General features: G+C 56.0%; 21 protein-coding genes, 2 tRNA genes and 1 other annotated feature. Of the genes, 10 read left to right on the plus strand and 13 right to left on the minus strand.

Annotation, left to right across the window (positions count from 1 at the left end; all coding sequences use genetic code 11):
- Positions 1 to 51 precede the first annotated feature (51 nt).
- Together A6013_RS11235 and A6013_RS11240 are read right to left on the minus strand one after the other, a co-directional pair.
- Entirely contained in the window at positions 52 to 2,745 is a 2,694-nt protein-coding gene (locus A6013_RS11235; protein WP_069733068.1) for a cation-transporting P-type ATPase, read from the minus strand.
- A 47-nt stretch (positions 2,746 to 2,792) separates the two neighbouring features.
- The gene (locus A6013_RS11240) at positions 2,793 to 3,224 is read right to left on the minus strand and encodes a universal stress protein (RefSeq protein WP_028013745.1); all 432 of its coding nucleotides are present in this window, start codon (positions 3,222 to 3,224) and stop codon (positions 2,793 to 2,795) included.
- Positions 3,225 to 3,619: 395 nt separating this feature from the next.
- On the opposite strand from A6013_RS11240, the gene A6013_RS11245 reads away from it, so the two are divergent.
- Genes A6013_RS11245 through A6013_RS11255 form a run of 3 tightly spaced genes read left to right on the plus strand, consistent with a single transcriptional unit; the run spans position 3,620 to position 8,729 of the window.
- Positions 3,620 to 4,705, plus strand: a complete 1,086-nt coding sequence (locus A6013_RS11245; RefSeq protein ID WP_069733069.1) for an efflux RND transporter periplasmic adaptor subunit — start codon at positions 3,620 to 3,622, stop codon at positions 4,703 to 4,705.
- The gene (locus A6013_RS11250) at positions 4,705 to 7,767 is read left to right on the plus strand and encodes an efflux RND transporter permease subunit (protein WP_069733070.1); all 3,063 of its coding nucleotides are present in this window, start codon (positions 4,705 to 4,707) and stop codon (positions 7,765 to 7,767) included. The genes A6013_RS11245 and A6013_RS11250 overlap by 1 nt, the downstream gene beginning before the upstream one ends.
- Positions 7,764 to 8,729, plus strand: a complete 966-nt coding sequence (locus tag A6013_RS11255) for an acyltransferase (RefSeq protein WP_045629806.1) — start codon at positions 7,764 to 7,766, stop codon at positions 8,727 to 8,729. Before A6013_RS11250 ends, A6013_RS11255 begins: the two co-directional genes overlap by 4 nt.
- Here the strand turns inward: A6013_RS11255 and pagP are convergent.
- A complete protein-coding gene (gene pagP / locus A6013_RS11260; RefSeq protein WP_028013749.1) occupies positions 8,726 to 9,301 on the minus strand; it encodes a lipid IV(A) palmitoyltransferase PagP in 576 nt (191 codons plus the stop codon). The two genes, A6013_RS11255 and pagP, sit on opposite strands and share 4 nt — an antisense overlap.
- 255 nt (positions 9,302 to 9,556) lie before the next feature.
- Here pagP and shiA point away from each other — a divergent pair, with 255 nt between their 5' ends.
- The 3 genes from shiA (at position 9,557) to A6013_RS11275 (ending at position 14,186) form a co-directional block, all read left to right on the plus strand.
- Positions 9,557 to 10,873: a shikimate transporter gene (shiA, locus tag A6013_RS11265; protein ID WP_069733071.1), complete on the plus strand. Its 1,317-nt coding sequence runs from the start codon at positions 9,557 to 9,559 to the stop codon at positions 10,871 to 10,873.
- A gap of 73 nt (positions 10,874 to 10,946) precedes the next feature.
- Positions 10,947 to 12,401: an AMP nucleosidase gene (locus tag A6013_RS11270; RefSeq protein ID WP_041909184.1), complete on the plus strand. Its 1,455-nt coding sequence runs from the start codon at positions 10,947 to 10,949 to the stop codon at positions 12,399 to 12,401.
- Between the two features lie 18 nt (positions 12,402 to 12,419).
- Entirely contained in the window at positions 12,420 to 14,186 is a 1,767-nt protein-coding gene (locus tag A6013_RS11275; protein WP_069733072.1) for an aminopeptidase P family protein, read from the plus strand.
- Positions 14,187 to 14,328: 142 nt separating this feature from the next.
- Here A6013_RS11275 and A6013_RS11280 read toward each other — a convergent pair.
- Positions 14,329 to 14,404, minus strand: a tRNA-Asn gene (locus tag A6013_RS11280).
- A gap of 103 nt (positions 14,405 to 14,507) precedes the next feature.
- Entirely contained in the window at positions 14,508 to 15,962 is a 1,455-nt protein-coding gene (gene emmdR / locus A6013_RS11285) for a multidrug efflux MATE transporter EmmdR (RefSeq protein ID WP_139128224.1), read from the minus strand.
- Positions 15,963 to 16,123: 161 nt separating this feature from the next.
- On the opposite strand from emmdR, the gene A6013_RS11290 reads away from it, so the two are divergent.
- Positions 16,124 to 16,199, plus strand: a tRNA-Asn gene (locus A6013_RS11290).
- 164 nt (positions 16,200 to 16,363) lie between these two features.
- On the opposite strand, the gene A6013_RS11295 is transcribed toward A6013_RS11290, so the two are convergent.
- From A6013_RS11295 to dacD, 4 genes are all read right to left on the minus strand, one after another.
- Complete coding sequence (locus tag A6013_RS11295) at positions 16,364 to 16,699, minus strand: DUF496 family protein (protein WP_028013754.1); 336 nt, start codon at positions 16,697 to 16,699, stop codon at positions 16,364 to 16,366.
- A gap of 159 nt (positions 16,700 to 16,858) precedes the next feature.
- Positions 16,859 to 17,917, minus strand: a complete 1,059-nt coding sequence (locus tag A6013_RS11300; RefSeq protein ID WP_028013755.1) for an FUSC family protein — start codon at positions 17,915 to 17,917, stop codon at positions 16,859 to 16,861.
- Positions 17,918 to 18,009: 92 nt separating this feature from the next.
- Positions 18,010 to 18,483 carry a DNA gyrase inhibitor SbmC gene (sbmC, locus tag A6013_RS11305; protein WP_028013756.1) on the minus strand — a complete coding sequence of 158 codons (474 nt, stop codon included), beginning with the start codon at positions 18,481 to 18,483 and terminating at the stop codon, positions 18,010 to 18,012.
- Positions 18,484 to 18,602: 119 nt separating this feature from the next.
- On the minus strand, positions 18,603 to 19,769 hold the full coding sequence (gene dacD / locus A6013_RS11310; RefSeq protein WP_028013757.1) for a serine-type D-Ala-D-Ala carboxypeptidase DacD: 1,167 nt from the start codon (positions 19,767 to 19,769) through the stop codon (positions 18,603 to 18,605).
- A gap of 198 nt (positions 19,770 to 19,967) precedes the next feature.
- Here dacD and sbcB point away from each other — a divergent pair, with 198 nt between their 5' ends.
- Positions 19,968 to 21,404 carry an exodeoxyribonuclease I gene (gene sbcB, locus A6013_RS11315; RefSeq protein WP_153656654.1) on the plus strand — a complete coding sequence of 479 codons (1,437 nt, stop codon included), beginning with the start codon at positions 19,968 to 19,970 and terminating at the stop codon, positions 21,402 to 21,404.
- Between the two features lie 58 nt (positions 21,405 to 21,462).
- Here sbcB and plaP read toward each other — a convergent pair whose 3' ends face one another.
- The 4 genes from plaP to A6013_RS11330 form a co-directional block, all read right to left on the minus strand.
- A complete protein-coding gene (gene plaP / locus A6013_RS11320; RefSeq protein WP_028013759.1) occupies positions 21,463 to 22,821 on the minus strand; it encodes a putrescine/proton symporter PlaP in 1,359 nt (452 codons plus the stop codon).
- Positions 22,811 to 22,873: a membrane protein YoeI gene (gene yoeI, locus A6013_RS26790; RefSeq protein WP_099458931.1), complete on the minus strand. Its 63-nt coding sequence runs from the start codon at positions 22,871 to 22,873 to the stop codon at positions 22,811 to 22,813. The genes plaP and yoeI overlap by 11 nt, the downstream gene beginning before the upstream one ends.
- A 219-nt stretch (positions 22,874 to 23,092) precedes the next feature.
- A complete protein-coding gene (locus tag A6013_RS11325) occupies positions 23,093 to 24,022 on the minus strand; it encodes a LysR substrate-binding domain-containing protein (RefSeq protein ID WP_069733074.1) in 930 nt (309 codons plus the stop codon).
- Positions 24,023 to 24,063: 41 nt separating this feature from the next.
- Complete coding sequence (locus A6013_RS11330; protein ID WP_028013761.1) at positions 24,064 to 24,888, minus strand: SDR family oxidoreductase; 825 nt, start codon at positions 24,886 to 24,888, stop codon at positions 24,064 to 24,066.
- A gap of 175 nt (positions 24,889 to 25,063) precedes the next feature.
- Between A6013_RS11330 and hisL the strand changes: the two genes are divergently transcribed.
- The gene (hisL, locus tag A6013_RS26795; protein ID WP_001364200.1) at positions 25,064 to 25,114 is read left to right on the plus strand and encodes a his operon leader peptide; all 51 of its coding nucleotides are present in this window, start codon (positions 25,064 to 25,066) and stop codon (positions 25,112 to 25,114) included.
- Positions 25,090 to 25,213, plus strand: a sequence feature (His leader region). Its footprint overlaps the gene before it by 25 nt.
- A 45-nt stretch (positions 25,214 to 25,258) precedes the next feature.
- A complete protein-coding gene (gene hisG / locus A6013_RS11335; RefSeq protein WP_000886595.1) occupies positions 25,259 to 26,158 on the plus strand; it encodes an ATP phosphoribosyltransferase in 900 nt (299 codons plus the stop codon).
- The last annotated feature ends 4 nt before the right edge of the window (positions 26,159 to 26,162 follow it).

Below are 26,162 nucleotides of genomic sequence, written 5' to 3' on the forward strand. Positions count from 1 at the left end.
GCTCACAAAAGAGAAAGCCTGGACTCAGGCAGGCTTTCTCAGTTTACGCTATTACGCTTCGATTTTACGCCATCTGCGCGTCAGCACTTTTTCCGCCTCGACAATAAGGAACATCACAAAACCAATCAGGAAGGTAATGACCCAGTAGCGGAACGGCAGAGCTTCGGTGCCAAACAGCATCTGCATGAACGGGGCGTAAATGATAAGAAGCTGTAGCGCCAGCAGTACGCCGCTCACGATCCAAATCCCTTTATTCGCCAGCAGACCTTTGCTCAGCGAGAAGCCGTCATTAACGCGACAGTTGAGCATGTAGAACCACTGCGCGGTCACCAGGGTTTGCAGCAGCACGGTGCGGATGAATTCCGCCGAGTAGCCGCGCGGCTGTAGCCAGGCTTCCAGCACGAAGGCGCTAATGGCAATCATCAGACCGACAAACACCACGCGCCAGATAGCGTAGCCGTCCATCACATGCAGATTCGCCTTGCGCGGTGGCCGGTTCATGATGTTCTTCTCACCCGCTTCAAACGCCAGGCCAAACGACAGGGTTGCTGACGTGGCCATGTTCATCCACAGGATCAGGACCGGCGTCAGCGGAATCAGGTTCCCCGCCAGCAGCGCGATGATGATCAGCAGGGCCTGCGCGATGTTGCTCGGGATAACGAACAGAATCGTTTTTTTCAGGTTATCGTAAACCCGCCGTCCCTCGTGGACCGCACTGGCAATGGTGGCAAAGTTGTCATCCGTTAACACCATGTCGGCGGCTTCCTTGGTGACCTCAGTCCCCTTAATTCCCATGGCGATACCCACATCCGCCCGCTTGAGCGCCGGGGCATCGTTTACGCCATCCCCGGTCATGCCCACCACTTCCTGTTTACTTTGCAGGGCCTGCACGAGGCGGAATTTATCCTCCGGGCTGGTTCGGGCGAAAATATCGTACTGCTGCGCGGCGTCGCTCAGCTGACGGTCATCCATCGCCTCCAGCTCGCGTCCGGTGATCGCGCTTGCGGCGTTACCAATCCCCAGCATTTGCCCGATGCTCATGGCCGTTTGCGGGTGGTCGCCGGTGATCATTTTCACGCGAATCCCGGCCTGCAGACAGTCGGCAATCGCGGTAATGGCCTCCGGACGCGGCGGATCCATCATTCCTGCAATACCCAGCAGGATCACGCCATCATGGAGGTCCGGGTGATCCAGCTCGCGCTGTCCCTCGCGGGCAGGTTTCCAGGCCGCCGCCACCATGCGCAGCCCTTCCCGGGCATACTCTTCAATCTTCCCTTCCCAGTAAGGTTGATCGAACGGCTGCAGTCCGTCATTCGTCTGCTGGTACTGACAGAGGCGGAACAGGACGTCCGGCGCGCCGGTGATTAAAATCGCCTCTTCTTCACCCAGTCGGTAGAGCGTGGACATGTATTTATACTGCGAATCAAACGGGATTTTACTGCGCATTTCCGTATCAAGCGGTGGGAGCGGGATTTTCGCCGCCAGCACCTTCAGGGCGCCCTCGGTTGGTCCTCCGGTGATTTTCCACAGCCCCTGCTCGTCTTTGATCAGCTGGCTGTCATTGCAGAGGTCAATGGTGCGCAGGTAGCGTTCCAGCAGGGAACCCTGCGTCACGCTGACGGGCGTCGGGTCATCTACAGGGTGAATATTCCCCACCGGTTCGTAACTGTCGCCCTCCACGCGATAGGTCGTGTCAGCGGTAATCACCGCTTTGACCGTCATTTCATTCATCGTCAGGGTGCCGGTTTTATCCGAGCAGATGACCGTCATTGCACCCAGGGTTTCCACCGTGGGCAACTTGCGAATAATGGCCTTACGACGCGCCATGGCCTGTACGCCAAGCGAAAGGATGATGGAAATGATGGCCGGCAGGCCTTCCGGCACGGCGGCAACGGCGAGGCTGATAAGCGACAGCACCAGTTCAGAAACCGGCATATCCCGGAACAGGAGGCTAAAGACGAACAGCGCTACCATCATCACCAGGATAGTGATGAAGATGGTCTTACCGAGCTTGTCCATCTGCACCATCAGCGGCGTGCGGTGCTTTTCAATGTCGGACATCATCTGGTTGATGTGGCCAAGCTCGGTCTCGCCCCCGGTTGCCACCACCACGCCTTTACCGCCGCCGGAGCTGACGGTGGTGCCTGAGTAGAGCAGATTATAGCGATCGCCTAAGGGCAGTTCCCCGCTTAACGCATCGCTGTTTTTCTCAACAACGGTGGATTCGCCAGTCAGGATGGCCTCCTCCACGCGAAGGTTATGCGCCTCAATCACGCGCAGGTCCGCAGGGATACGATCCCCGGCGCGGATCACCACGATATCGCCCGGGACCAGCTCCGTAGTGGGGATCGTTTCATGATTCCCCTGTCGTACCACCACGGCTTCGCTGGAGAGCATATTGCGAATACTCTGCAACGATTTTTCAGCATTGCTCTCCTGGATATGGCCGATCAGGGCGTTAATGATGGCAACCCCAAGGATCACAAACATGTCTACCCAGTGGCCCATAAAGAGCTTAAGCAACGCGGCCACCAGCAGAACGTAAATTAGTACATCGTTAAAATGCGCCAGGAAGCGCAGCCAGGCGGGTTTGCCCTTTTTTTTTGGTAACGCATTCTCACCATGCTGCTGAAGTCGGGCTGATGCCTCAGTGCCGCTAAGTCCTTCCAGAGTGGAGTGGATATTCGACAGGGTTTCATCAACGGTTTGTTGATAATACGGACGTTCAGGTTTTCCTGTTTTCATTGTTACTTCCTCAGGTTCTATTCAGAAATCACCTTGCTTTCATGAAATTAACGAATAACGAAAACAGGAACATGGGCGTAACGGACAATACTTGCCGCCTCCGATCCTAACAAATGGGTTTGAATATTTGGATTGCGGGAGCCGACGATAATCGCGCCAGCAGCAAGTTCATCCGCCAGCTTAATAACCTCATCACGAACATTTCCGCTGCGAACATGGAGGTGAACGCGCTCTTCTGGCAAATTCAATTTTTTGACCAGGTCAGACAGTTTTTCTTTTGAATTATTAATCATATATTCATCCATCTTTCGCGCATCTGAAATAAAACCGCGCGTCAGCTCGGCTGAAAATTTTGGCATGACGTGCAGCAAATGAATGTCACCCAATGCGCTTTGCGCCAGAAACTGTGCATGCTGCAACGCTTTATCCGCCAGGCTTGTCTCGTAGACATCCACCGGAACGAGAATGTTTTTATACATATCGAGCATCCTTTTTATAACCAACATGAGAGTGAATGAAGCAAAAAAACGCATTAAATGCAGGGGGTTGCCCTTAATGCCAGTTACGGTAAAAGAGATGAATAATATTAAACGTAGCACAGGAATTTCAGGTTTAGCGCGTCCCCACTGCTAATGGTTATTTAACATTTATCTTTTCGCCGACTATGCTCATAGTGAGTTACCGCTTCCGGCTCATGGAGGAATGTATGTATGGCATAAGCCTGATCCGACTGGGTATGTTTATTGCGCTTGCCATTATCGCCAGCACGGCGATTGGTTTATTTACCTATATGGTCGTCACTGTTCTGGCAGAATAGTGTCACCCCTGTCCAGGTTATGGAATAAATAAAACAGTTATTTATTAGGGGAATACAGTGAACCGCTACCTCTCTCTTATACCGTTCGTTTTGTTAACGCTCACGGCGTGCGATCCTAAACCTGAACAAGCCTCCCCCCTGCCCAGAATGGTTAAAGTGGCAGAGGTGACGGTTCCCGGTCATGCCCAGCAGCGCGTTTTTCCCGCCCGCATTGAATCGGGCGATGCCACAGACCTTTCCTTCAAACGCGCTGGTCAAATTGAAGCGCTCGATGTGCGTCAGGGCGCAGCCATCAAGCAGGGCCAACAGCTTGCAAGACTGAACGCCCGGGAAGCCCAGCAGCGGGTTAACGACAGGCAGACGGCGGCGACGCTGGCCCAGAGGCAGTTCGATCGCTTCCAGACGCTGGCGGGTCGCCAGGCGATTTCGAAAGCCGAAATGGACGTACAGCGTGCGAACCGCGATTCGGCGAATGCGGCGCTGCAGATTGCCCGAGAAGAGTTGAATCAGATGACGCTCGTCGCCCCCTTCAGCGGGACGGCGGCCAGCGTACATGTCAGAAACCATCAGGTGGTGTCTGCCGGTCAGCCCATTGCGACGTTAACCCGCACCGATCTGCTTGACGTGGTGTTCAGCATCCCTGAAAACCTGTTTAAGACCTTTGATATCCGCAACGCGCAGTATCGTCCGGTAGTGAGAATTAACGCCATTCCGGATCGGGAATTTACCGCCGTCTACAAAGAGCACTCGGGCAGCAGCGACAGTAATACCCTGACCTGGCAGGTGATACTGACCATGCCGCGACCAGAGGATTTTCCCGCCGTCGGTGGCGTAAGCGGTACGGTTACCATCAATTTAACCAACCTCCCGGCTGGCGCGGGCGCTCAGGCGCTGGTTGTACCGGTTGAGGCCGTCTTTAACCCGGACAACAGCCCACGCAATGAGCCGCACGTCTGGGTTGTGGCGGGAGAAGGCGACACGCTCCATCTTGAAGACCGCAAGGTCAGCGTGGGGCAAGTGATAACCGAAGGCGTGACGATCACCAGCGGGCTTAAGGCGGGCGAGCGCGTGGTGGCCGCAGGCGTGGGAGAGCTCCATGCTAACCAGCCGGTGCGTATCTGGACGCGTGAGCGGGGACTGTAATGGATATCACTCGTCAATTTATTAATAACCCGGTTCGCGTCTGGCTAACGATTCTGCTGCTGGGCATTGGGGGGATTTTCGCCCTGTTGAATATCGGCAGGCTGGAAGATCCCGCCTTTACCATCAAAACCGCTGTGGTGGTTACCCACTACCCCGGCGCATCCGCTCAGCAGGTTGAAGAAGAGGTGACGCTGCCGCTGGAGAATGCCCTTCAGCAGCTGCCTTATCTGGACAACGTAAGCTCCATCTCTTCAAACGGGCTGTCGCAAATCACCGTCAATATCGCTTCACGCTATCACTCGAACGAACTGCCGCAGATTTGGGATGAGCTGCGCCGCCGCGTGGGCGATGCCTCGCGTCAGTTCCCGCCCGGCGTCGTCACGCCCTTTGTGAATGACGATTTCGGCGACGTATTCGGCTTCTTCTTCGCCATTTCCGGGGATGAATTCAGTAATCCTGAACTGGTGAGATATGCAGAGCAGCTGCGCCGCGCGTTGATTCTGGTTCCCGGCGTCGCGAAGGTCGCCATCGGCGGGGCCATTAGCCAACAGGTCAACATCGATATTTCCCTGACCAAAATGGCCGCGCGCGGCATTACGCTGAACCAGCTTTCCGCCCTGCTCAGCAGGCTCAACGTCGTTTCCAGCGCCGGAGAAATCACCTCCGGCAGCGAATCCATTCGTCTGCACCCGACCGGTGAGTTCGAGAATCTCGATGAACTGGCGGATCTCATCATCACGCCTTCCGGCACCGGGGCGGCGACGCGCCTGCGGGATATCGCCACGCTGTCGCGCGGGCTGAACGAATCGCCCGCCAGTATCTACCATGCCAACGGCAAAAAAGCCGTCACCATGGGCGTCTCGTTTATTCCCGGCGTGAACGTGATCGACGTGGGCCAAGCGCTGGAGGCGAAGCTAAACCAGATGTCGGCGGAAAAACCGGCTGGCATACAGATAGATCTGTTTTACGATCAGGCAGCCGAAGTGGGCCACTCTGTTAACGGTTTTATTATTAACTTCCTGATGGCGCTGGCGATTGTCATCGGCGTGCTGCTGATCTTTATGGGGGTACGCAGCGGGATCATCATCGCGGTTTCTCTCGCCCTTAACGTGCTGGGCACGCTGCTGATTATGTATCTGTGTGGCATTGAGCTACAGCGCATCTCGCTCGGGGCGCTGATTATCGCCCTCAGCATGCTGGTGGATAACGCCATCGTGATTGTCGAAGGGGTGTTGATTGCCCGGCAGCAGGGCTCCCCGCTGTTAACCGCCGTTAACAACATCATTCGCCGCTCCGCCCTGCCGCTGCTGGGGGCGACGGTGATCGCCATCCTTGCGTTTGCCCCTATCGGGCTATCGCAGGATTCCACCGGGGAATACTGTAAATCTCTGTTCCAGGTGCTGCTGATTTCCCTGATGCTGAGCTGGTTCTCGGCGCTCACCCTCACCCCGGTGCTGATTAAGTGGTGGTTGTTTAAAAACGACAGTGCGCCGGACGCCACTAACGAGTCAGATCCTTACGACAAACGTCTCTACCGCCTCTACCAGCACCTGCTGAACGCACTGCTGCACCATAAAGCGCCGACGCTGGTAGTGATGGCCGCCCTGCTGGCCGCGTCTGTCTGGGGGTTTGGCGCGGTGCGGCAAAACTTTTTCCCGTCGTCCAATACGCCGATTTTCTTTGTCGACCTCTGGTTACCCTACGGGACCGATATCAAATGGACCGAGAAAATGACCGGCGATATTGAGAAAACCATCAAGGGACGGCCCGGCGTGGAAACCACCGTCTCGACCATCGGTCAGGGGAGCATGCGCTTTATTCTGACCTACAGCGGACAGCGGCAGTACAGCAACTACGCGCAGATCATGGTGCGTATGGATGACCAGCGCAGCATCTCCGCGCTGACGCGCTACGTGGATGAGTACATCGCGCGTAACTACCCGCAGGTCAACGCCAGCACGAAACGGGTGATGTTTGGGCCCTCCGGCGACAGCGCCATTGAAGTGCGCATTAAAGGCCCGGATCCTGACAGGCTGCGTCTGATTGCCAGCCAGGTGGACGATATCCTGGCGCGCGACCCGGCCACGGGGAGCGTCCGAAACGACTGGCAGAACCGCAGCAAAGTGATCCGTCCGCAGTACGTCGCCGCGCTGGGACGCGAGCTTGGCGTGGATAAGCAGGACGTCGACAACGCGCTGGAGATGAATTTCTCCGGCAGCCGGGCGGGGCTGTATCGGGAAGGCAGTGACCTGCTGCCCGTGGTGGTGAGGCCTCCGGAAAGCGAAAGGCTGGACGCCAGCCACCTGAACAACGTGCTGGTGTGGAGCCAGGCGCGGCAGCAGTATATCCCGCTGAGTAACGTCGTCAGCAGCTTCACGCTGGAGTGGGAAGATCCGCTCATCCTTCGACGCGACCGCTCGCGGGTACTGACGGTTCAGACGGATCCGGACCCGCTGAGCCAGCAAACCTCCGGTGATATTCTCGCCCGCGTGAAGCCGCAGGTGGATGCCCTTCCCCTGCCACACGGCTACAGCATCGAGTGGGGGGGCGACGCGGAAAACTCCAGCGAAGCGCAGCAAGGGCTGTTCACTACGCTACCTCTCGGGTATCTGGTGATGTTTGTTATTACGGTGCTGATGTTCAGCTCGGTAAAAAATGCCGTCGCGATCTGGCTAACCGTACCGCTGGCGTTGATTGGCGTCACGCCAGGATTTTTAATTACCGGCATTCCCTTTGGCTTTATGGCGCTGATTGGTCTGCTGAGCCTGAGCGGAATGCTCATCCGCAACGGCATCGTGCTGGTGGAAGAGATCGAACAGCAGAAAACGCAAAAGGATCAGCACAGCGCGATCGTTTATGCCGCCACCTCGCGCCTGCGCCCTATCCTGCTCACCGCGTTCACGACCGTACTTGGCCTGGCACCGCTGCTGCTGGATGTTTTCTTCCAGAGCATGGCCGTTGTGATTATGTTTGGACTGGGGTTTGCTACAATCCTGACGCTACTGGTACTCCCCGTGATCTATGCGTGTTTCCATCGTAAGGACGAAGCCAAACAACAATGAATGCGACAGGGCTGAACATTATCAAGACGCTGGGCTGTATGACGGCGGTCACCTTCTTCACCATCTACAATACCTGGGATCATTATGACTATGACTATCACTGGATCCTGGGCTTTTTAACCTTTATCTCGACCATCGCCACGCCGCTGTTTTTTGTGGTGTCGGGCTATCTCGACGGGCAATCACGGCACGGCACGCGCTGGCAGCTGGGGAAAATAAAAAGTCTGGTGATTGTTTTTCTGTTCTGGATAACGATCTACTACCTCTGGGAGCCTTATCAGCGCGGGTATTTAATTCAGCCCTGGTTCGTGTTCGCATTTGTGGTGATTTACACCTTCCACCCGGCGGTGGAGTGGCTTAGCCAGCGGAGATCGCTGTTCTGCGGCGCGATTGCTGCTCTGCTGTGCTTTTCCTACGGATACGATCTGCTATCGGCGCTTTATCCTGAAACGCACGTCCTTTCGCTTTCGCCGCAGTATCGGCTGTGGACATGGCTGCTGTTTTATCTGACCGGGCAGCTCTTCTGCGACCCAAAAGTCGCCGAGTGGATAAGCCGCAAAAACGTGGTTCGGGCGGCGGTTGTCGCCATCCCGTTTATCTATCTCTTCACCTGGTTTTACGAGCGCCACTTCTTTTTTGCCCTGTTTAAGGCCGACAGAAACGCCTTTATTCTCACCGGCTCGCAGATCTACATTCTGATTATTGCCCTGGTGATTGCGGCGAACGGCGTTCGCTTTCGCCGCAATGCTGAATTAAAGGAGTCCATTCTGGCCGCCATCAGCAAAACGATGACCGGCGTATATATTGTGCACTACTCGGTGTTTCATCTGCTGACGGCGCTGATACCGGTGACCTCTCTCGGCATGAAGCTGGCGCTGATTGTGCTTACGTTCGTCACCTCTGTTCTTTTTTCCATGCTGGTCTTGTCTAACGCCGTGGCTAAAAAGGTGATCACCCTTTAAAAGCCTAAGCGCAGCCAGGCAAAGAGCACGTTGCCGTTGTTATACGTTCCGGGAATATAGGTGAACTGGACGGTAACGCGCTTATAGCCGGCTGAAAACAGCGGGAAGATGAACGGCAGAGGCACATAGTTCGCAAAATCATCTCGCGCCGTGATGCCCGCGGCGGCACCGAGCCCAAGGCGGAAATCTTTGGCATTATCCAGATACCAGCCCTTCTCCCAGCCATAGCCCATCGCGGGCTGCCATTCGTTGTGCGAGTCCTTGAACATCATTGCGAAAAGCGCGCTCCAGTTGCCCTCTTCGTTATAGCGGGACACGCCCAGGCCGCCGCCCCACGGCATTTCGTTGTAATTGTCGGTTTTTTCTTTGTCGTACATAAAGCGGGCGTGCCAGCTCAGAAACGGCAGGTACAAATCGTAACGTTGCGGCTCTTCCCAGGTCTGGGAGATATCATCCGTCAGCGCATTCCACCAGCCGCTAATACGCTGTTCGCCATAGACTTTCGGCTCGGCATGAAGCGGTGCGGCGAATAAAAACAGGACCATCCAGAATGCCGAAAAGTTACGTTGCATCGTTTTTCCCTCAGCTTTAGTCACGCAGCGGTATCTATTACTGTAATCCATTCAGCACGAACCGGAGCCAAACAGACTGATTTATCTCGAGGCAGGGGAAGATGAAATTTATTTATTCAGCGCCTTCCGGAAAGATAAAAACGTTTTCTCAGGCGTTTTGTCGCGGTAGTCTCATAGGTTCCGTTTATATGACGGCAGCTATGTGAGTGACCTTTTCTTATACCAATAATAAAAAACAGTACGGACAGGATAACTATGGACTCCACCCTCATCTCCGATCGTCCCAACGAGGAGACACCTTCGCTCAATCGCGCCCGCCGCGCTGCACTCGGCAGCTTCGCAGGTGCCGTCGTCGACTGGTATGATTTTCTGCTCTACGGCATCACCGCCGCGCTGGTGTTTAACCGCGAGTTTTTCCCTCAGGTTAGCCCCGCGATGGGCACCCTCGCCGCGTTTGCCACCTTCGGCGTTGGCTTTCTGTTTCGCCCGCTGGGCGGGGTGATTTTCGGCCACTTCGGCGACCGGCTTGGCCGCAAGCGGATGCTGATGCTTACCGTCTGGATGATGGGGATTGCCACCGCGCTGATTGGCATTCTTCCTTCGTTTTCCGCTATTGGCTGGTGGGCGCCTGTGCTGCTGGTGACGCTGCGCGCCATCCAGGGCTTCGCCGTGGGCGGCGAATGGGGCGGCGCGGCGCTGTTATCCGTTGAGAGTGCGCCAAAAAACAAGAAAGCGTTTTACAGCAGCGGCGTGCAGGTCGGGTACGGCGTCGGGCTGTTGCTTTCCACCGGGCTGGTGTCGTTAATCAGCCAGCTCACCACCGACGAGCAGTTTCTGAGCTGGGGCTGGCGCATCCCGTTTATCTTCAGTATCGTGCTGGTGATTGCCGCGCTGTGGATCCGCAACGGGATGGATGAGTCGGCAGAGTTCGAACAGCAACAGCGTGAGGAGCCGTCCGTCAAAAAGCGGCTGCCGGTGATGGAAGCCCTGATTCGGCACCCTGACGCTTTTCTGAAAATCATCGCCCTGCGCCTGTGCGAGCTGCTGACGATGTATATCGTCACCGCCTTTGCGCTGAACTACTCGACGCAGAATCTCGGCCTGCCGCGCGAACTGTTCCTGAATATCGGCCTGGTGGTTGGCGGGATAAGCTGTCTGACCATCCCCTGCTTCGCCTGGCTGGCGGACCGGTTTGGTCGCCGCCGCGTCTATATCACCGGCGCGCTGATTGGGACCCTCAGCGCCTGGCCGTTCTTTATGGCGCTGGAGGCGCAGTCTGTGTTCTGGATTGTCTTCTTCGCCATTATGCTCGCCAACATCGCCCACGATATGGTGGTCTGCGTGCAGCAGCCGATGTTTACCGAACTGTTCGGCGCCAGCTACCGCTACAGCGGCGCGGGCGTGGGCTACCAGGTGGCAAGCGTGGTCGGCGGCGGGTTTACGCCGTTTATTGCCGCCGCGCTGGTGACCTTCTCCGGCGGTAACTGGCACAGCGTGGCGATTTATCTGCTGGCCGGCTGCCTGCTGTCGGCAGCGACGGCGCTTCTGATGAAAGAGACGAGCCACCGCTGATCTCCCTTTTGTTTCACAGGCGTGTGACATACTATCGGATAGAGTCGCACACCTGTGGAACAAGGAGACAGAGATGAATAATAAGGGCTCCAGCCTGACCCCGGCTCAGGCGCTGGAAAAACTCGACGCGCTGTATGAACAGTCCGTCAACGCGCTGCGCAGCGCCATCAGCGAATACATCGAAACGGGGAAACTTCCCGATCAAAAGGCCAGAAACGAAGGCCTTTTTGTTTATCCATCGCTCTCTGTGACCTGGGACGGCAGCGCAAGCACGACGCCGAAAACCCGCGCCTACGCCCGTTTTACCCACTCCGGCTGCTACAGCACCACCGTCACCCGCCCTGCACTGTTCCGCCCCTATCTGGAAGAGCAGCTAACGCTGTTGTATCAGGATTACGGCGCGCACATTGCCGTGGAGCCTTCACAGCATGAGATCCCGTACCCGTACGTGATTGACGGTTCGGCGCTAACTCTTGACCGCTCCATGAGCGCGGGACTGACCCGCCACTTCCCAACGACCGAGCTGTCACAGATTGGCGATGAGACGGCTGACGGGATTTATCACCCGGCAGAGTTTTCCCCCCTGTCGCACTTTGACGCCCGTCGGGTGGATTTCTCCCTGGCGCGCCTGCGCCACTACACCGGCACGCCCGCCGAGCATTTCCAGCCGTTTGTGCTGTTTACCAACTACACCCGCTACGTGGACGAGTTCGTTCGCTGGGGCTGTAGCCAGATCCTTGATCCGGACAGTCCATATATCGCCCTCTCCTGCGCGGGCGGGATCTGGATCACCGCCGAGACCGAAGCGCCCGAGCAGGCCATCTCCGATCTGGCGTGGAAAAAACACCAGATGCCCGCCTGGCACCTGATCACCGCCGACGGTCAGGGGATCACCCTGATCAACATCGGCGTCGGCCCGTCGAACGCCAAAACCATCTGTGACCATCTGGCGGTGCTGCGCCCCGACGTATGGCTGATGATTGGCCACTGCGGCGGCCTGCGCGAAAGCCAGCTGATTGGCGATTACGTGCTGGCCCACGCTTATCTGCGCGACGACCACGTGCTGGATGCGGTACTGCCGCCGGATATCCCAATCCCGAGCATCGCCGAAGTACAGCGCGCGCTCTACGACGCCACCAAAGAGGTCAGCGGCATGCCGGGTGAAGAGGTCAAACAGCGCCTGCGTACCGGTACGGTAGTGACGACGGATGACCGCAACTGGGAGCTGCGTTACTCCGCCTCCGCGCTGCGCTTCAACCTGAGCCGAGCGGTGGCGATTGATATGGAGAGCGCCACCATCGCCGCCCAGGGGTATCGCTTCCGCGTTCCTTACGGCACGCTGCTGTGCGTGTCCGATAAGCCGCTGCACGGCGAAATTAAGCTGCCGGGTCAGGCCAACCGTTTCTATGAAGGGGCGATTTCCGAACATTTGCAGATCGGCATTCGCGCCATCGACCTGCTGCGGGCGGAAGGCGACCGACTGCATTCGCGCAAGCTGCGCACCTTCAACGAGCCGCCGTTCCGCTAATAACAATAAGGAAAAACCATGCACACCCCTACTCCGCTCTCTGCCCTGCGTCAGTGGCTTCAGGAAAACAGCCTCGACGGGATGATCGTTCCGCGCACCGATGCCTGGCAAAGCGAGAATTGCGCGTCGAACGACGAAAAGCTGGCCTGGCTGACAGGCTTTAACGGCTCTGCTGGCGTCGCGCTGGTACTGAGGGATAAAGCGCTGCTGTTCGTCGACGGGCGCTATCAGGTGCAGGCCCGCGTTCAGGTGAATATGGATGAGGTTGAGATCCACCATCTGCACAACGAGCCGCTGGCAGACTGGCTGACGGCCAACGTCGCGGCGGGCACGCGCATCGGTTTTGACCCAATGCTGATGACGAATACCGAGTTTACGCAGCTTTCTGCCACACCGTGCGCGCTCGTGCCGCTGAACGCGTCACCGTTTGACGCCTTATGGACCGATCGCCCTGCCGCACCGGCGGGGCTTATCCGTGAGATGCCGGTTGCGATAAGCGGTGAAAGCAGCGAAGACAAACGTCAGCGCGTTGCCGCCGTGCTGGCCGCGAACAACGCTGACTACCTGGCCGTTACGCTGCCGGATAACATTGCGTGGCTGCTCAACGTGCGCGGCTCAGATATCCCCACCAGTCCGGTACCGCTCTCATTTGCCCTGCTCGGTCGTGACGGCCGCGTTGAGTGGTTTGTTAACGACAATAAGCTCGCAGAACTCCCTGATGCAGTTCTGAACGCCTTCACGATTGCGTCGCAGGACACCTTTATTGAACGCTGTCAGCAACTTGCTGAAGGGAAGCGGGTGATGGTTGATGCCGACTCCGCGCCGGTGGCCCTGCGCTTTGCCATTGAACCGCGCGGTGAAATTGTCTGGCGAACCGATCCCATTACCCTCATTAAGGCTACCAAAAACCCGGTCGAGCTGGCAGGGTATCGCGAGTGCCATCTCCAGGACGGCGCCGCGTGGGTCAACTTCCTGGCCTGGCTGAGCCGCGAAGTGCCGCTGCGTGCGGCGGCGGGACAACCGCTAACGGAGCTGGAAGTGCAGGCGCAGCAGCTGGCATTTCGCAAACAGCAGCCCGGTTTTATCGAGCAGAGTTTCGCGACCATTTCCGCCTCTTCGAGCAATGCGGCGATGTGCCACTATCATTCAAGCGAGGCCAGCAACAAGCCCATCGGCCATAACCATTTTTACCTGAATGATTCGGGGGGTCAGTACGCTAACGGCACCACCGATGCCACGCGCACGCTGGCGTGGGGTAATGTCCCCTCGCAGCAGCGTCTGCACTACACCGCCGTGCTGAGAGGCTTCCTGTCGCTGATTACCCTGCAGTTCCCTTCCGGTACGCAGGGGCACCAGCTGGATGCTTTCGCGCGTCGTCCGCTGTGGGAGATGGGGCTGGATTACGATCACGGTACCGGGCACGGCGTGGGCCACCAGCTTCTGATCCACGAAAACCCGCATCGCATCGCCAAAAAGGTCAACCCGTGGCCGCTGGTGGCAGGCAATATCATGACGATTGAACCGGGATACTATCTGGGCGATAGCCACGGTATTCGCATTGAAAACCAGGTGGAGATAGTGGAGAGCCGTCCGGGGTTCTGCAAGTTTGCTTCTCTGACGCTGATCCCGATTGATTTAAGCCAGGTCGAGCTGGATCTGTTGAGCGAGCAGGAAAAGCAGTGGCTGGATGAGTATCATCAGCAGGTACGTGAGGCGCTGTCACCGCTGGTGAATAGCGAGGCGCGTTCGTGGCTGGAGGCGGCGACGGCGCCGGTTCGTGTGTAATTTCGTGCGGTCTGATGCCCTCACCCCATCCCTCTCCCACGGGAGAGGGTGAAAACACTAAAAACGGCAACAAGGTTGCCGTTTTGCATTTACCTTGCGCAGAAAAGCAAAAAGCCTGCTTTAAAAGCAGGCTTTTCAAATTTGGCTCCTCTGACTGGACTCGAACCAGTGACATACGGATTAACAGTCCGCCGTTCTACCGACTGAACTACAGAGGAATCGTGTGAACGGGGCGCATATTATCGATGCTCCCCGATGATGTCAAAGGCAGAATGCATATTTCCGATCGTTTGCCGAATTATTCTCCACTTCGCGCAATTGTCAGGCACTTTGACGCGGATATTTCCACAGCCAGCGCCCGCTGACCATGCGCCAGTAGAACAGCGCCCCGCGTACGGCCCAGTCAAGGAACATCCCCAGCCAGACGCCCACCACGCCCCAGCCCAGCACCACGCCCAGCGTATAGCCCGCCACAACGCGACACCCCCACATGCCAAGCATGGACACCCACATGGCAAAACGGGCATCGCGCGCTCCTTTCAGCCCGGCAGGCAACACCCAGGATGCCGCCCAGATGGGCATAAAGGCGGCGTTGAGCCAGATAAGGATCTTCACCACCTCTTTCACGTCATCTTCGTGGGTATAGAACGCGGCCATCAGCCCGGCAAACGGCGCGGTGCCCCAGGCGATCAGCGTCAGCCCAATCGTCGACAGCCAGAACACATGGCGCAGCTGCCGCTCCGCCTGGCCTATCTGCCCTTTCCCGAGCCGTTTACCCGTGATGATGGTTGATGCCGACCCAAGGGCATTACCCGGCAGGTTAATCAGCGAGGCGATGGAGAAGGCGATAAAGTTACCGGCGATAACGTCGGTGCCCATTCCGGCGACAAACATCTGCGTGAGCAGCTTCCCGCCGTTGAACAACACGGATTCAATGCTCGCGGGAATACCAATCCCCATCACTTCCCAGATAATGGCGAAATTAAAGGGCCGGAAGTAGCTCTTAAGCGTAAGACGCAGCGAGGGGGTAATCCCCGTCATCAGCACCCCGATGATAGCCGCCGCACCGATATAGCGTGAAATGGTTAATCCCAGCCCGGCCCCGACGAACCCCAGCCCATCCCACGAGAACGCGCCGTAGATCAGCACGCTGCTGATGATGATATTCAGGATATTCATCCCACCGTTGATCAGCAGCGGGATTTTGGTGTTACCTGCCCCGCGCAGCGCGCCGCTGCCAATCAACGCGATGGCCGCCGCCGGATAGCTTAAGACGGTCATTTCGAGATAGGTCAGCGCCAGTTCCTTCACCTCGTTCGTGGCTTCCCCGGCGACAAAATCGATAATCTCTTTACCGAAATAGTGGATCACCGCCGCAAGAACAATCGAAAAGAGGGTCATGATCATCAGCGACTGACGTGCAGCCTCGCGCGCGCGTTTGGGATCCAGCTTGCCGAGACTAAAGGCCACCACAACCGTCGTCCCGAGATCGATGGCGGCAAAGAATGACATCACCACCATGTTAAAGCTGTCTGCCAGCCCGACCCCCGCCATCGCCTCTTTCCCCAGCCAGCTCACCAGGAAGGTGCTCAGCACCCCCATCAGCAGAACGCAGGTATTTTCCAGGAAAATAGGCACGGCAAGAGGGGTGATTTCACGCCAGAACAGAACACGATAGCTTTTACGTTTTGCGTACCATGGCGTACGCACGATCGCCTGGCGCAGAGGGGCAGTGACGTTCAAAATGGACCTTAGCGAGAATAGTTGAAACTTCATTTCAAATGATGGGGGAGAAATGCTAATCCTGCAAAGTATTTTCCTGAAAAAGATGTGTGTATTTACAACAAACTGACGACAGAATCGGCAATCAGTCGATTTTCTCTAAGATCAGGTTTGACAAAAGTTTTTTCGCCGCTAAGATAAGCCTCCACAACGATTCCTCTGTAGTTCAGTCGGTAGAACGGCGGACTGTTAATCCGTATGTCACTGGTTCGAGTCCAGTCAGAGGAGCCAAAATTTAAAAAGCCTGCTTTGTAGCAGGCTTTTTGCTTTTCTGCGTCGGGTAGAATTGTCGGCTGGTGGCTGCGCCTGACCCGACCTACAAATCAGCGGACCGTTGATCGTCAAATAAAAAAGGCTCCCTGTCACCAGAGAGCCTTTTTCACAATTCGCTGCGATTATTCGCTTTTAGCTTCGGCGTTTTTGATTTCGCCCATCACTTTCAGCTTTTTAGAGATGTCGCGACGCTCTTTGGACAGCTCGGCATTTTTGATGATGTAATCATCAACGCGGTCTTCATAGTCGCTCTTCATGCTGGCGATGATGCCCTGAATAGCTTCAACGCTCATGCCCGGCTTGATGTAGTCGCTCAGGTTGTCGAGCAGCAGAACACGTTTCTGGTTGTCACGGATCTTCTTCTCAACGTCCTGGATTTCACGCTGCAGTTTGTTTTTGCGGCGGAACAGGCGGACGAATTCCAGAACATCCTGGAACGAAGGCTTGATAGTTTCCATTTTTTACACCCCTGATAATGTGAGATTCGGATTCGTTAAAGCAACCGTTGTAACAATAACCTTACTGACAGCGGCTGCGAATGACAATGGCTATATCGTTTAAAGCTATCATAACCCCAATTGCTGCTGAATCGAAGCAGCAGGCGTCACATCCGCGTTTTATTTGCGCAGCGCCCGACAAATCAGGTGCGATAGCAGTTCAAGCTGTCGCGCCAGCTCCAGGCTCAGCCAGACATAGCCGTGAATGGGCGTTTCCGCCACGTTATCGCCCTGCCGCTCGTTGATTAACTGCTTCAGTTCCGCCACGATTTCATTGAGACGCTCGCTGTTCGCCAGAACGGGCTGCGGGTTGCCTTCATAGAGCGCATGGGCGATGGTCAGCAGGGTCTGCTGCGTCATCATCTGCGTCTCTTTGAGGGTCTGGGCGTTAAGCATCAACAGATGGCTGGGACGCGTGGCCCAGTGCGCGTTGATTTGCAGTTCAAGCATGCACACCAGATTGCGGCTGACCGTCTGGATAGCTTCGAAAATCGCTTTCTGAATATGGGTCTCTTTACTGGCTGGTACTATCAGGCCGCGCATTTTGACCACGTCGTTGAGGATGGTTTGCAGATGCTTTTCCAGCCGGGGACGCTCAACCAGATTCGGTGAAAACCCCGCCTGGTAAACGCGGTTAAACGCCGTGACGTAGTTAGCCATCTGGATACGCCAGTGCAGAAAAGCCCGCTGCGGCCAGATGCCGGTAAACAGCATGGCGAGCAGCGAGCCCAGAATAACATCCCCGCTTCGCCACATTGCCGTGGTCATATCCCCTGCTGGCGCGCCGACCACGACCGCGAGAGTGATACCAATCAGCAGCGCCTGATAAGGCCGTTTGCCCAGCGCCAGCCAGCCGCACAGGAACATGGCGGCACCGCACCATGCCAGCATCACAGGAAATGAGATGAGCTCAAGCTTCAGGGCAATCAGCCCCAGGGCAGAGCCAAGCACGGTACCACCTATCCGCTCGAAGGCGCGCGGGACAACGTTTCCCCAAAATGAGATTGGCCCCATCACCACCACCAGCGTGATCAGCGGCCACGTTCCTTCCGGTATATCCAGCAACCTGACCAGTACAAAGGTCAACACGAACGCCAGCGCGATGCGACACCCGTGCACCACGCGGTAATGTTTATATAAGCGAATTTCAAAAGGGGTTAATGATTTGTCGGGACGCACACCCGCTCTCCAGCAACACGGCAAATCACAATTGTACTGTGTTTTCAGCCGGGCGGATCGCTCCCGGCTGAAAAACCCTTCATTAAGCAGGCTTAAACCGTTTTGTGCTCAACCGCGATAAACATTTCAATATCCCAGTAGCCGTCCGCGTTGCCATCATTGAGATAGCGCTCAAAGCAGGGCTTAAGCGCCATCTGATATTTATTATCCTGCAGCAGGGAATTAAAAAACTGATACCACGGGGTTGCAAAGTCGTAGTTTTCCACGCGCGCCGTCGCCACGGCATAATCACCGGCCGCGATTTCCGTCATCATCACCCCTTCGCTGTTTTCCGGGATGACGAAATCATCCGGTACGGTAACGGCCGTATCGCAGCGCAGTTTTTCTGCCGGAACCTCATCGGGGTTATCGTAATAGACCGCCACCCACTCCAGCGGCTCAATGTGACGCCCGTCTACCCACATGACCAGCTGTTCAAAGCCCTGCTTGACCGTTTTTTCCCACGGCCCAACAAGATGAAAACCCGCAATCTTACGTTTCTGTTGCTGCTTGATGCTGTAGTCCATGCTGCCTCCGATTAGCACTGTATATTTATACACTGTAAAGCAGGATTTCTATTATCGGCAAACGAGGAGTGTTTATTATGTGAGCAGACTCGCAACCCTGCCAGTCTGCCCATCAGCGGTTAAAGCGTGTGGTGAAGATAATCGCTCAGGCGTGAGAATACGCCTCCCTTATCAACGGCTTCCAGAGTGACCAGAGGCCAGTGCGCCACGACCTTGTCGCGGTCATAGAGCTGGATCTCCCCGACCCGCTGATGCGCGGCAATCGGTGCTTCCAGCTCTTTTTTATCCAGCACGTATTTGGCTTTGATGTTCGGTACTTCCGCTTTCGGCAGGGCCAGCCAGAAGTCCTGGTCGGTGCCCAGTTTCACCTGTTCTTTATCGCCGTACCAGATACGCTCTGTTCCCACTTTTTTACCGTTATGCAGGATCTGCACCGTATCGAAGTTCTGTTGTCCCCAGTGCAGTAGCTTACGCGCCTGGTCCTCGCGCCCTTTCGGGCTGTCCGCGCCCATCACCACCGCAATCAAACGACGCTGACCGTCCACCGCGGAGGCAATAAGGTTAAAGCCTGCTCCTGAGGTATGCCCCGTTTTCAGGCCGTCCACGTTCATGGTTTTATCCCACAGCAGGCCGTTACGGTTTTGCTGGGTGATGCCGTTCCAGGTGAGACTCTTTTCGCTGTACATATGATAAAACTCTGGCTCACCGTGAATGATGGCCCGGGAGAGCACGGCCAGGTCATAGGCCGAGCTGTGCTGGCCCGGCGCGTCCAGACCGTGGACGGTTTCAAAGTGCGTATCACGCAGGTTCAGCTTCTGCACGTAGTCGTTCATCATCTTCACAAACTGCGGCTGCCCGCCCGCCACGTGATCGGCCAGCGCCACGCAGGCATCGTTGCCGGAATCGACAATCAGACCGCGGCTTAAGTCACGCACGGTGACGCGATCGCCCTCTTTCAGAAACATCAGCGACGAACCGTCAAAAACCGGGTTGCCCTTTGCCCACGCGTCACGCCCTACGGTGACAATGTCATCCGGCGAAATGCGATGGCTATCAATAGCCCGGTCGACCACATAGCCCGTCATCAGCTTGGTGAGGCTCGCCGGGTTACGTTGCTGATGTTCGTTGCCCGCCGTTAAAATTTGACCAGTCGTGTAATCCATCAGCACCCAGGAGCCAGCCTGGATGGCCGGAGGCTGCGGCGAAAAATCCAGTGGTTCGGCCGCAAAAGCAGATGAGACACTCGAAGCGAGTAAAGAAACAGCAATAAACAGACGGCGTTTCAACGGTATATCCTCAGGTCATTAAAAATCGATGACCTTTTTACGGGAGTTCTGATGTCGTTACCTGGCTTAATTGCAAAAAAATGTGACAGAACGCAGGTTTTACGCGGAAGCGGTCTCGCAAATTTGCGCCGCGGCGGCGCTTTTTATTCGGTCTGACCCGCACGATCGTTTACCATAGTGACGTCATTTTTTAACAGGATGGTATTACTGGTGTCTGACTCTGCCGCACGCCCGACTTTTTTATTCCACGACTACGAAACCTTTGGCACGCATCCGGCGCTGGACCGACCGGCGCAGTTTGCCGCCATCCGCACCGATGACGAATTCAACATCATTGGCGAGCCTGAGGTCTTTTACTGTAAACCGGCTGATGACTACCTGCCGCAGCCCGGCGCGGTAATGGTCACCGGGATCACGCCGCAGGAAGCACGGGAAAAAGGCGTTAACGAAGCAGAGTTCGCCCGCCGTATCCACGATCTGTTTACCGTGCCTAATACCTGCGTGGTCGGTTACAACAACATCCGCTTCGATGATGAAGTGACGCGCAATATCTTCTATCGCAACTTCTACGATCCGTACGCCTGGAGCTGGCAGAACCGCAATTCACGCTGGGATCTGCTCGACATCATGCGCGCCTGTTATGCCCTGCGCCCTGAAGGCATTAACTGGCCGGAAAATGAGGAAGGGCTGACCAGCTTCCGGCTGGAACACCTGACGCGCGCCAACGGCATCGAGCACAGCAATGCCCACGATGCGATGGCAGACGTTTATGCCACCATTGCCATGGCGAAGCTGGTGAAAACCGCACAGCCCCGGCTGTTTGAATATCTGCTGAGCCACCGAAGCAAGCAGAAGCTCATGACCCTTATCGACGTACCGCAGATGAAGCCCCTGGTGCATATCTCCGGCATGTTTGGCGCCTGGCGCGGCAATACCAGCTGGGTTGCGCCGCTGGCGTGGCACCCGGATAACCGTAATGCGGTTATCATGGTGGACCTGGCGGGCGATATTTCGCCGCTGCTGGAGCTTGACAGCGATACCCTGCGCGAACGGCTTTACACCCCGAAAAATGAACTCGGGGATCTGCCTGCGGTGCCGGTTAAGCTGGTGCATATCAATAAATGTCCGGTGCTGGCGCAGGCGAACACGCTGCGTCCGGAAGATGCCGACAGGCTGGGCATTAACCGTCAGCACTGCCTGGATAACCTGAAAGTGCTTCGCGATAACCCGCAGGTGCGCGAGAAAGTGGTCGCCATCTTTGCCGAGGCGGAGCCGTTCGTGCCGTCCGAAAACGTGGATGCCCAGCTCTACAACGGCTTCTTCAGCGATGCCGACCGCGCAGCCATGAATATTGTTCTGCAAACCGAGCCGCGTAACTTACCTGCGCTGGACATCACCTTCGCAGATAAGCGCATCGAAAAGCTGATGTTTAACTACCGGGCGCGCAATTATCCCGGCACGCTGGATGAAGCAGAACAGGCGCGCTGGCTGCAGCACCGTCGAAACGTGTTTACGCCAGAGTATCTGCAGCATTACGCGCAGGAGCTTGAGTCGTTATACAACCAGTATGAAGGCAACGCAGAAAAACAGATCCTGTTAAAAGCCCTGTTCCAGTACGCGCAAGAGATAGTCTGAAGTGAGATATAAAAAAACCGGAGACATGGTCTCCGGTTTTTTTTTGATACGTTAAGACTTAAGCAACGTCTTCGTACTGCGGAACCGGGTTACGGAAGCTCTTCGTGACACAGGCCAGGTACACCAGGCCGATACCTGCCCAAATCAGGCCAAGCACCATCGAGCTCTCTTCCAGGTTAACCCACAGCGCGCCCACGGTCAGGGCACCGCACATCGGCAGGAACAGATACTGGAAGTGATCTTTCAGCGTCTTGTTACGCTTTTCACGGATCCAGAACTGAGAGATAACCGACAGGTTAACAAAGGTGAACGCCACCAGCGCACCGAAGTTAATCAGCGCCGTTGCCATCACCAGGTCAAAGTTAATCGCCAGAAGCGCGATCGCACCGACCAGGATAATGTTCATCGCCGGGGTACGCCAGGTTGGATGCACGTAGCCGAAGAAGCTTTTCGGGAATACGCCATCACGACCCATTACGTACATCAGACGCGCAACGCCTGCATGCGCGGCCATACCGGACGCCAGTACGGTGATGGTGGAGAAGATCAGCGCGCCGACCTGGAACGCTTTACCCGCCACATAGAGCATGATTTCCGGCTGAGACGCATCCGGATCCTTGAAGCGCGAGATATCCGGGAAGTACAGCTGCAGGAAATAGGTCGAGAAAATAAAGATCAGACCGCCAATCAGCGCCGTCAGGAAGATGGCACGCGGGATCACGCGCTCTGCATCCTTCGTTTCCTCAGACAGGTTGCTAATCCCGTCGAAACCGGTAAAGGAGAAGCACAGAATCGTCGCCCCGGTAATCATCGGGATCACATGCGCATCACCAGACCAGAACGGTTTGCTGCTCGCCAGGGTGCCCGCGCCTTCGCCGTGGAATACGCCATAGATCACCATGCCAAGAATCACGGCAATCAGGACAACCTGAAGCACAACGATAACGGAGTTAAAGTTGGCAACGGACTTGATGCTGCGCAGGTTAAAGGCCGTCATAAAGGCTACCAGCGCCACGACGAAGATCCACGAGGGAATCGATGGCACCAGCGCTTCAAAATAGATTTTTGCCAGCAGAATGTTGATCATCGGCGCGAACAGGTAGTCGAGCAGCGAAGACCAGCCCACCATAAAGCCAACCGTCGGGCTGATGGATTTCTGGGCATAGGTGTAGGCGGAACCTGCAGACGGATAGCGACGCACCAGTTTACCGTAGCTCAGCGCGGTAAAGAGGATCGCAATCAGCGCAAAGCCGTAAGCCGTCGGCACATGACCGTCAGTGAGGCCCGATACGATACCGAATGTATCGAACAGCGTCATCGGTTGCATATAGGCAAGGCCCATCATAACAACCGGAATCAACGTAAGCGTTTTACGTAATTCCACGCGAGAGGTGTTTGGAGTTGCGTTATGCGACATAGTTATTCTCCTTTACGGTGATAACCGCCACGTAAGCGAAAAATTGCCCCATTTCTTTCTTCCTCAGCGACAACAACTGTCGGATTTTAGTAAATATCTATCCGGTACGAAGCCCGGCCTCTTGGTTTTTAGTTTCGTTTCGTACATGCAAAAAAAAATAACCGACGCCTTTTATATCGTCGATTATTCATTTAGTTGCAGCGGCGGCATTTTGCCCCACATCGGATACAAAAGGCAATACTTTGCAACGCACCGGGTCATTTTCTTTTTTCTAACTGGCTGATTTCTCGGCGCTCCCCTGAGAGTAAACTGCAGCGATAGCACTATTTGCTAAAATTTCGTCCCGCCACCAGGCACTGGCCAGCCCGGCGGTTTGTTCGTTCCAGCCCACCCATACCGATTCGTTACTGCTTTGCGCAAGCACCTGTTTTTCAACAAGCGCACCGCTATCAATAAAGCGCTGCGCCAGGTAGCGCGGCAAATAGCCGCAGCCCAGGCCGCTAATTTGCAGCTCCAGCTTGGTTTTAAAGTCAAAAACGGTAATGGCCTCCTGCTCATCCAGCAGCTGCGAGGAAACCGCACATTCGGGGCGTGAACTGTCCCCGACTACTATTGCGCGGTACCCCTTAATAACGCGGCGGTTAAGAGGCTCAGGCTCCTGAGCCAGCGGATGATGGGGCGCCACGGCAAATACCTGCTCCAGCACGCCCAGGCGGGCAAAACCAAAGTCACTCAACTGGGGAGGCTCGTGCAGGGCACCGACAAAGATGTCCGCCCTGCCCTGGGTTAAGGCATCCCAGGAGCCGCCCAGCACCCCGTTGATGAAGATCAGCCGGGTGACGCTGTGATGCTGGTAAAACGCTTCAATGAGCGGCGTCAGTAGAGAAAACGGAAAGGTATCATCCACGCCAATCACCAGCTCATTCTCCCATCCCTGATGGAGCTTGACGGCCTGCTTTTCCAGCTCGCGAACGGTATGAAGAACGTCACGGCCTTTTTCCAGCAGCATCTGCCCGGTGCGGGTAAACCGCGCGCGGTGCCCGGAGCGATCGAGGATCTGAATATTGAGGTCGCTTTCCAGTTTTTGAACGGTATAGCTCAGGGCCGAAGGGGTTTTGTAAAGCTTTGCCGAGGCAGCCGCAAAGCTCCCCTCTTTTTCCAGTGCATCCAGAATAATAAGAACATCCAGCAGCGGTTTCATGCTCGCCCCCTTCTGGTGTGCGATTGTCTCCGCTGCGGGGTTTATTCCATGGGCATCACCAGCGGATCGGGATACTGATACTCAAACCCCAGCTCATGGCAAATGCGATTGCCATCAACAATTTTGCCTTTACTTTCGTTCTTTGCCTCACCAAAAACCGGCGGAGCCAACCCAAGCTGGCGTGCCATGAGCGGGTAAAACGTGCTGCGCGCCGGATGAGACGGTGCACATATATTATAGATGTGTCCGCCTTTTGGAGCCTGTAAGAGTAGCTCAATCGCGCCAATAACATCTTCAAGATGCACAAGATTCACGCCATGCTGACCGTCTGGTGCCGTCTTACCGGCAAAGAAGCGCCCCGGATGACGCCCCGGGCCAACCAGCCCCGCCAGACGAACGATATCGACCTGCGTGCCGGGAAGGTTATGCAGCCAGTCTTCCAGCTCTTTCAGGACCTGACCGCTCGCGGTTACGGGACGGCGCTCGGAACTCTCTTTCACCACGCCCTCAGCATCGCCATAAACCGACGTCGAGCTGGTAAAAATTATGCGCGGGACGTGATGCGCCAGCGCGCTGTCGACAATCTCCTGCATCGCCTGCAGGTAGAATGATTCGCCCGGGCCACTGCGCCGTGCGGGTAGCGTAATCACCAGCGCATCTACGTTCATCAGCGTGTCCAGATCGTCCGCATCACACACCAGCTCCGGCTCCAGACGCAGTTCAACGCCATCAATACCGCACATTCGTGCCGCTTCGACCCCATCCCGGGTGGTCTTGCTCCCGGTCACCTGCCAGCCTTTCGCGGCTAATGACATCGCCAGCGGCATTCCCAGCCATCCTAAACCGACAATCGCGACCTTTTTCATGCGAATTCTCCTGACTCTCACTCGTCTTTCATAAGGCTACGCCAGCCCGGCAGAACACACAATTCATAGCATCAATATGAAATGAATTAATGATCAAAAAAAGCCCTTGCAATATGTCGTACAACTGGTTTAGGTTAAAAGACATCAAATGAATAAGCATTCATCGAGAATTTATATGACACGCGTTCAATTTAAACACCACCATCATCACCATCATCCTGACTAGTCTTTCAGGCGATGTGTGCTGGAAGACGTTTGGATCTTCCAGTGGTGCATGAACGCATGAAAAAGCCCCCGGAAGATCTTCTTCCGGGGGCTTTTTTTTGGACCAAATTCAGACAGGTTAAAACAGGTTAACGAGGAATAAAGAATGTTAGATAACTCACGTTTACGCATAGCTATTCAAAAATCAGGCCGTTTGAGTGACGATTCACGCGAACTGCTGGCCCGCTGCGGGATCAAAATCAACCTGCACACCCAGCGCCTGATTGCTCTGGCTGAAAACATGCCCATCGACATTCTGCGCGTGCGTGATGACGATATTCCCGGCCTTGTGATGGACGGCGTCGTTGACCTCGGCATCATCGGTGAAAACGTGCTGGAAGAAGAGCTGCTGACCCGCCGCGCGCAGGGTGAAGACCCGCGTTACTTCACCCTGCGTCGTCTGGACTTCGGCGGCTGCCGCCTGTCGCTGGCAACGCCGGTTGATGAAGCGTGGGACGGCCCGGCCGCGCTGAACGGCAAACGTATCGCCACCTCTTACCCTCACCTGTTGAAGCGTTATCTCGACCAGAAAGGCGTGCAGTTTAAATCCTGCCTGCTGAACGGCTCCGTTGAAGTGGCACCGCGTGCGGGTCTGGCGGACGCCATCTGTGACCTCGTCTCGACCGGCGCGACGCTGGAAGCGAACGGTCTGCGCGAAGTGGAAGTCATCTACCGCTCTAAAGCGTGCCTGATTCAGCGCGACGGCGAGATGGCCGACGCCAAACAGCAGCTGATCGACAAGCTGCTGACCCGTATTCAGGGCGTGATTCAGGCGCGTGAGTCCAAATACATCATGATGCACGCCCCAACCGAGCGTCTGGATGAAGTGATTGCCCTGCTGCCGGGCGCTGAGCGACCAACCATCCTGCCGCTGGCGGGCGATCAGCAGCGCGTGGCGATGCACATGGTGAGCAGCGAAACCCTGTTCTGGGAAACCATGGAAAAACTGAAGGCACTGGGCGCAAGCTCCATCCTGGTGCTGCCAATTGAGAAGATGATGGAGTAATGGC

It is taken from the genome of Enterobacter sp. IF2SW-B1 (assembly GCF_001743375.1).
GTDB classification, from domain to species: domain Bacteria; phylum Pseudomonadota; class Gammaproteobacteria; order Enterobacterales; family Enterobacteriaceae; genus Enterobacter; species Enterobacter bugandensis.

What these genes read in the sequence shown, in the direction of transcription:
- A6013_RS11235 (WP_069733068.1), bottom strand. Translation starts at nt 2,745, where the DNA reads ATGAAAACAGGAAAACCTGAACGTCCGTATTATCAACAAACCGTTGAT.
- A6013_RS11240 (WP_028013745.1), bottom strand. Translation starts at nt 3,224, where the DNA reads ATGTATAAAAACATTCTCGTTCCGGTGGATGTCTACGAGACAAGCCTG.
- A6013_RS11250 (WP_069733070.1), top strand. Translation starts at nt 4,705, where the DNA reads ATGGATATCACTCGTCAATTTATTAATAACCCGGTTCGCGTCTGGCTA.
- A6013_RS11255 (WP_045629806.1), top strand. Translation starts at nt 7,764, where the DNA reads ATGAATGCGACAGGGCTGAACATTATCAAGACGCTGGGCTGTATGACG.
- pagP (WP_028013749.1), bottom strand. Translation starts at nt 9,301, where the DNA reads ATGCAACGTAACTTTTCGGCATTCTGGATGGTCCTGTTTTTATTCGCC.
- shiA (WP_069733071.1), top strand. Translation starts at nt 9,557, where the DNA reads ATGGACTCCACCCTCATCTCCGATCGTCCCAACGAGGAGACACCTTCG.
- A6013_RS11270 (WP_041909184.1), top strand. Translation starts at nt 10,947, where the DNA reads ATGAATAATAAGGGCTCCAGCCTGACCCCGGCTCAGGCGCTGGAAAAA.
- A6013_RS11275 (WP_069733072.1), top strand. Translation starts at nt 12,420, where the DNA reads ATGCACACCCCTACTCCGCTCTCTGCCCTGCGTCAGTGGCTTCAGGAA.
- emmdR (WP_139128224.1), bottom strand. Translation starts at nt 15,962, where the DNA reads ATGAAGTTTCAACTATTCTCGCTAAGGTCCATTTTGAACGTCACTGCC.
- A6013_RS11295 (WP_028013754.1), bottom strand. Translation starts at nt 16,699, where the DNA reads ATGGAAACTATCAAGCCTTCGTTCCAGGATGTTCTGGAATTCGTCCGC.
- sbmC (WP_028013756.1), bottom strand. Translation starts at nt 18,483, where the DNA reads ATGGACTACAGCATCAAGCAGCAACAGAAACGTAAGATTGCGGGTTTT.
- sbcB (WP_153656654.1), top strand. Translation starts at nt 19,968, where the DNA reads ATGGTATTACTGGTGTCTGACTCTGCCGCACGCCCGACTTTTTTATTC.
- plaP (WP_028013759.1), bottom strand. Translation starts at nt 22,821, where the DNA reads ATGTCGCATAACGCAACTCCAAACACCTCTCGCGTGGAATTACGTAAA.
- A6013_RS11325 (WP_069733074.1), bottom strand. Translation starts at nt 24,022, where the DNA reads ATGAAACCGCTGCTGGATGTTCTTATTATTCTGGATGCACTGGAAAAA.
- A6013_RS11330 (WP_028013761.1), bottom strand. Translation starts at nt 24,888, where the DNA reads ATGAAAAAGGTCGCGATTGTCGGTTTAGGATGGCTGGGAATGCCGCTG.
- hisG (WP_000886595.1), top strand. Translation starts at nt 25,259, where the DNA reads ATGTTAGATAACTCACGTTTACGCATAGCTATTCAAAAATCAGGCCGT.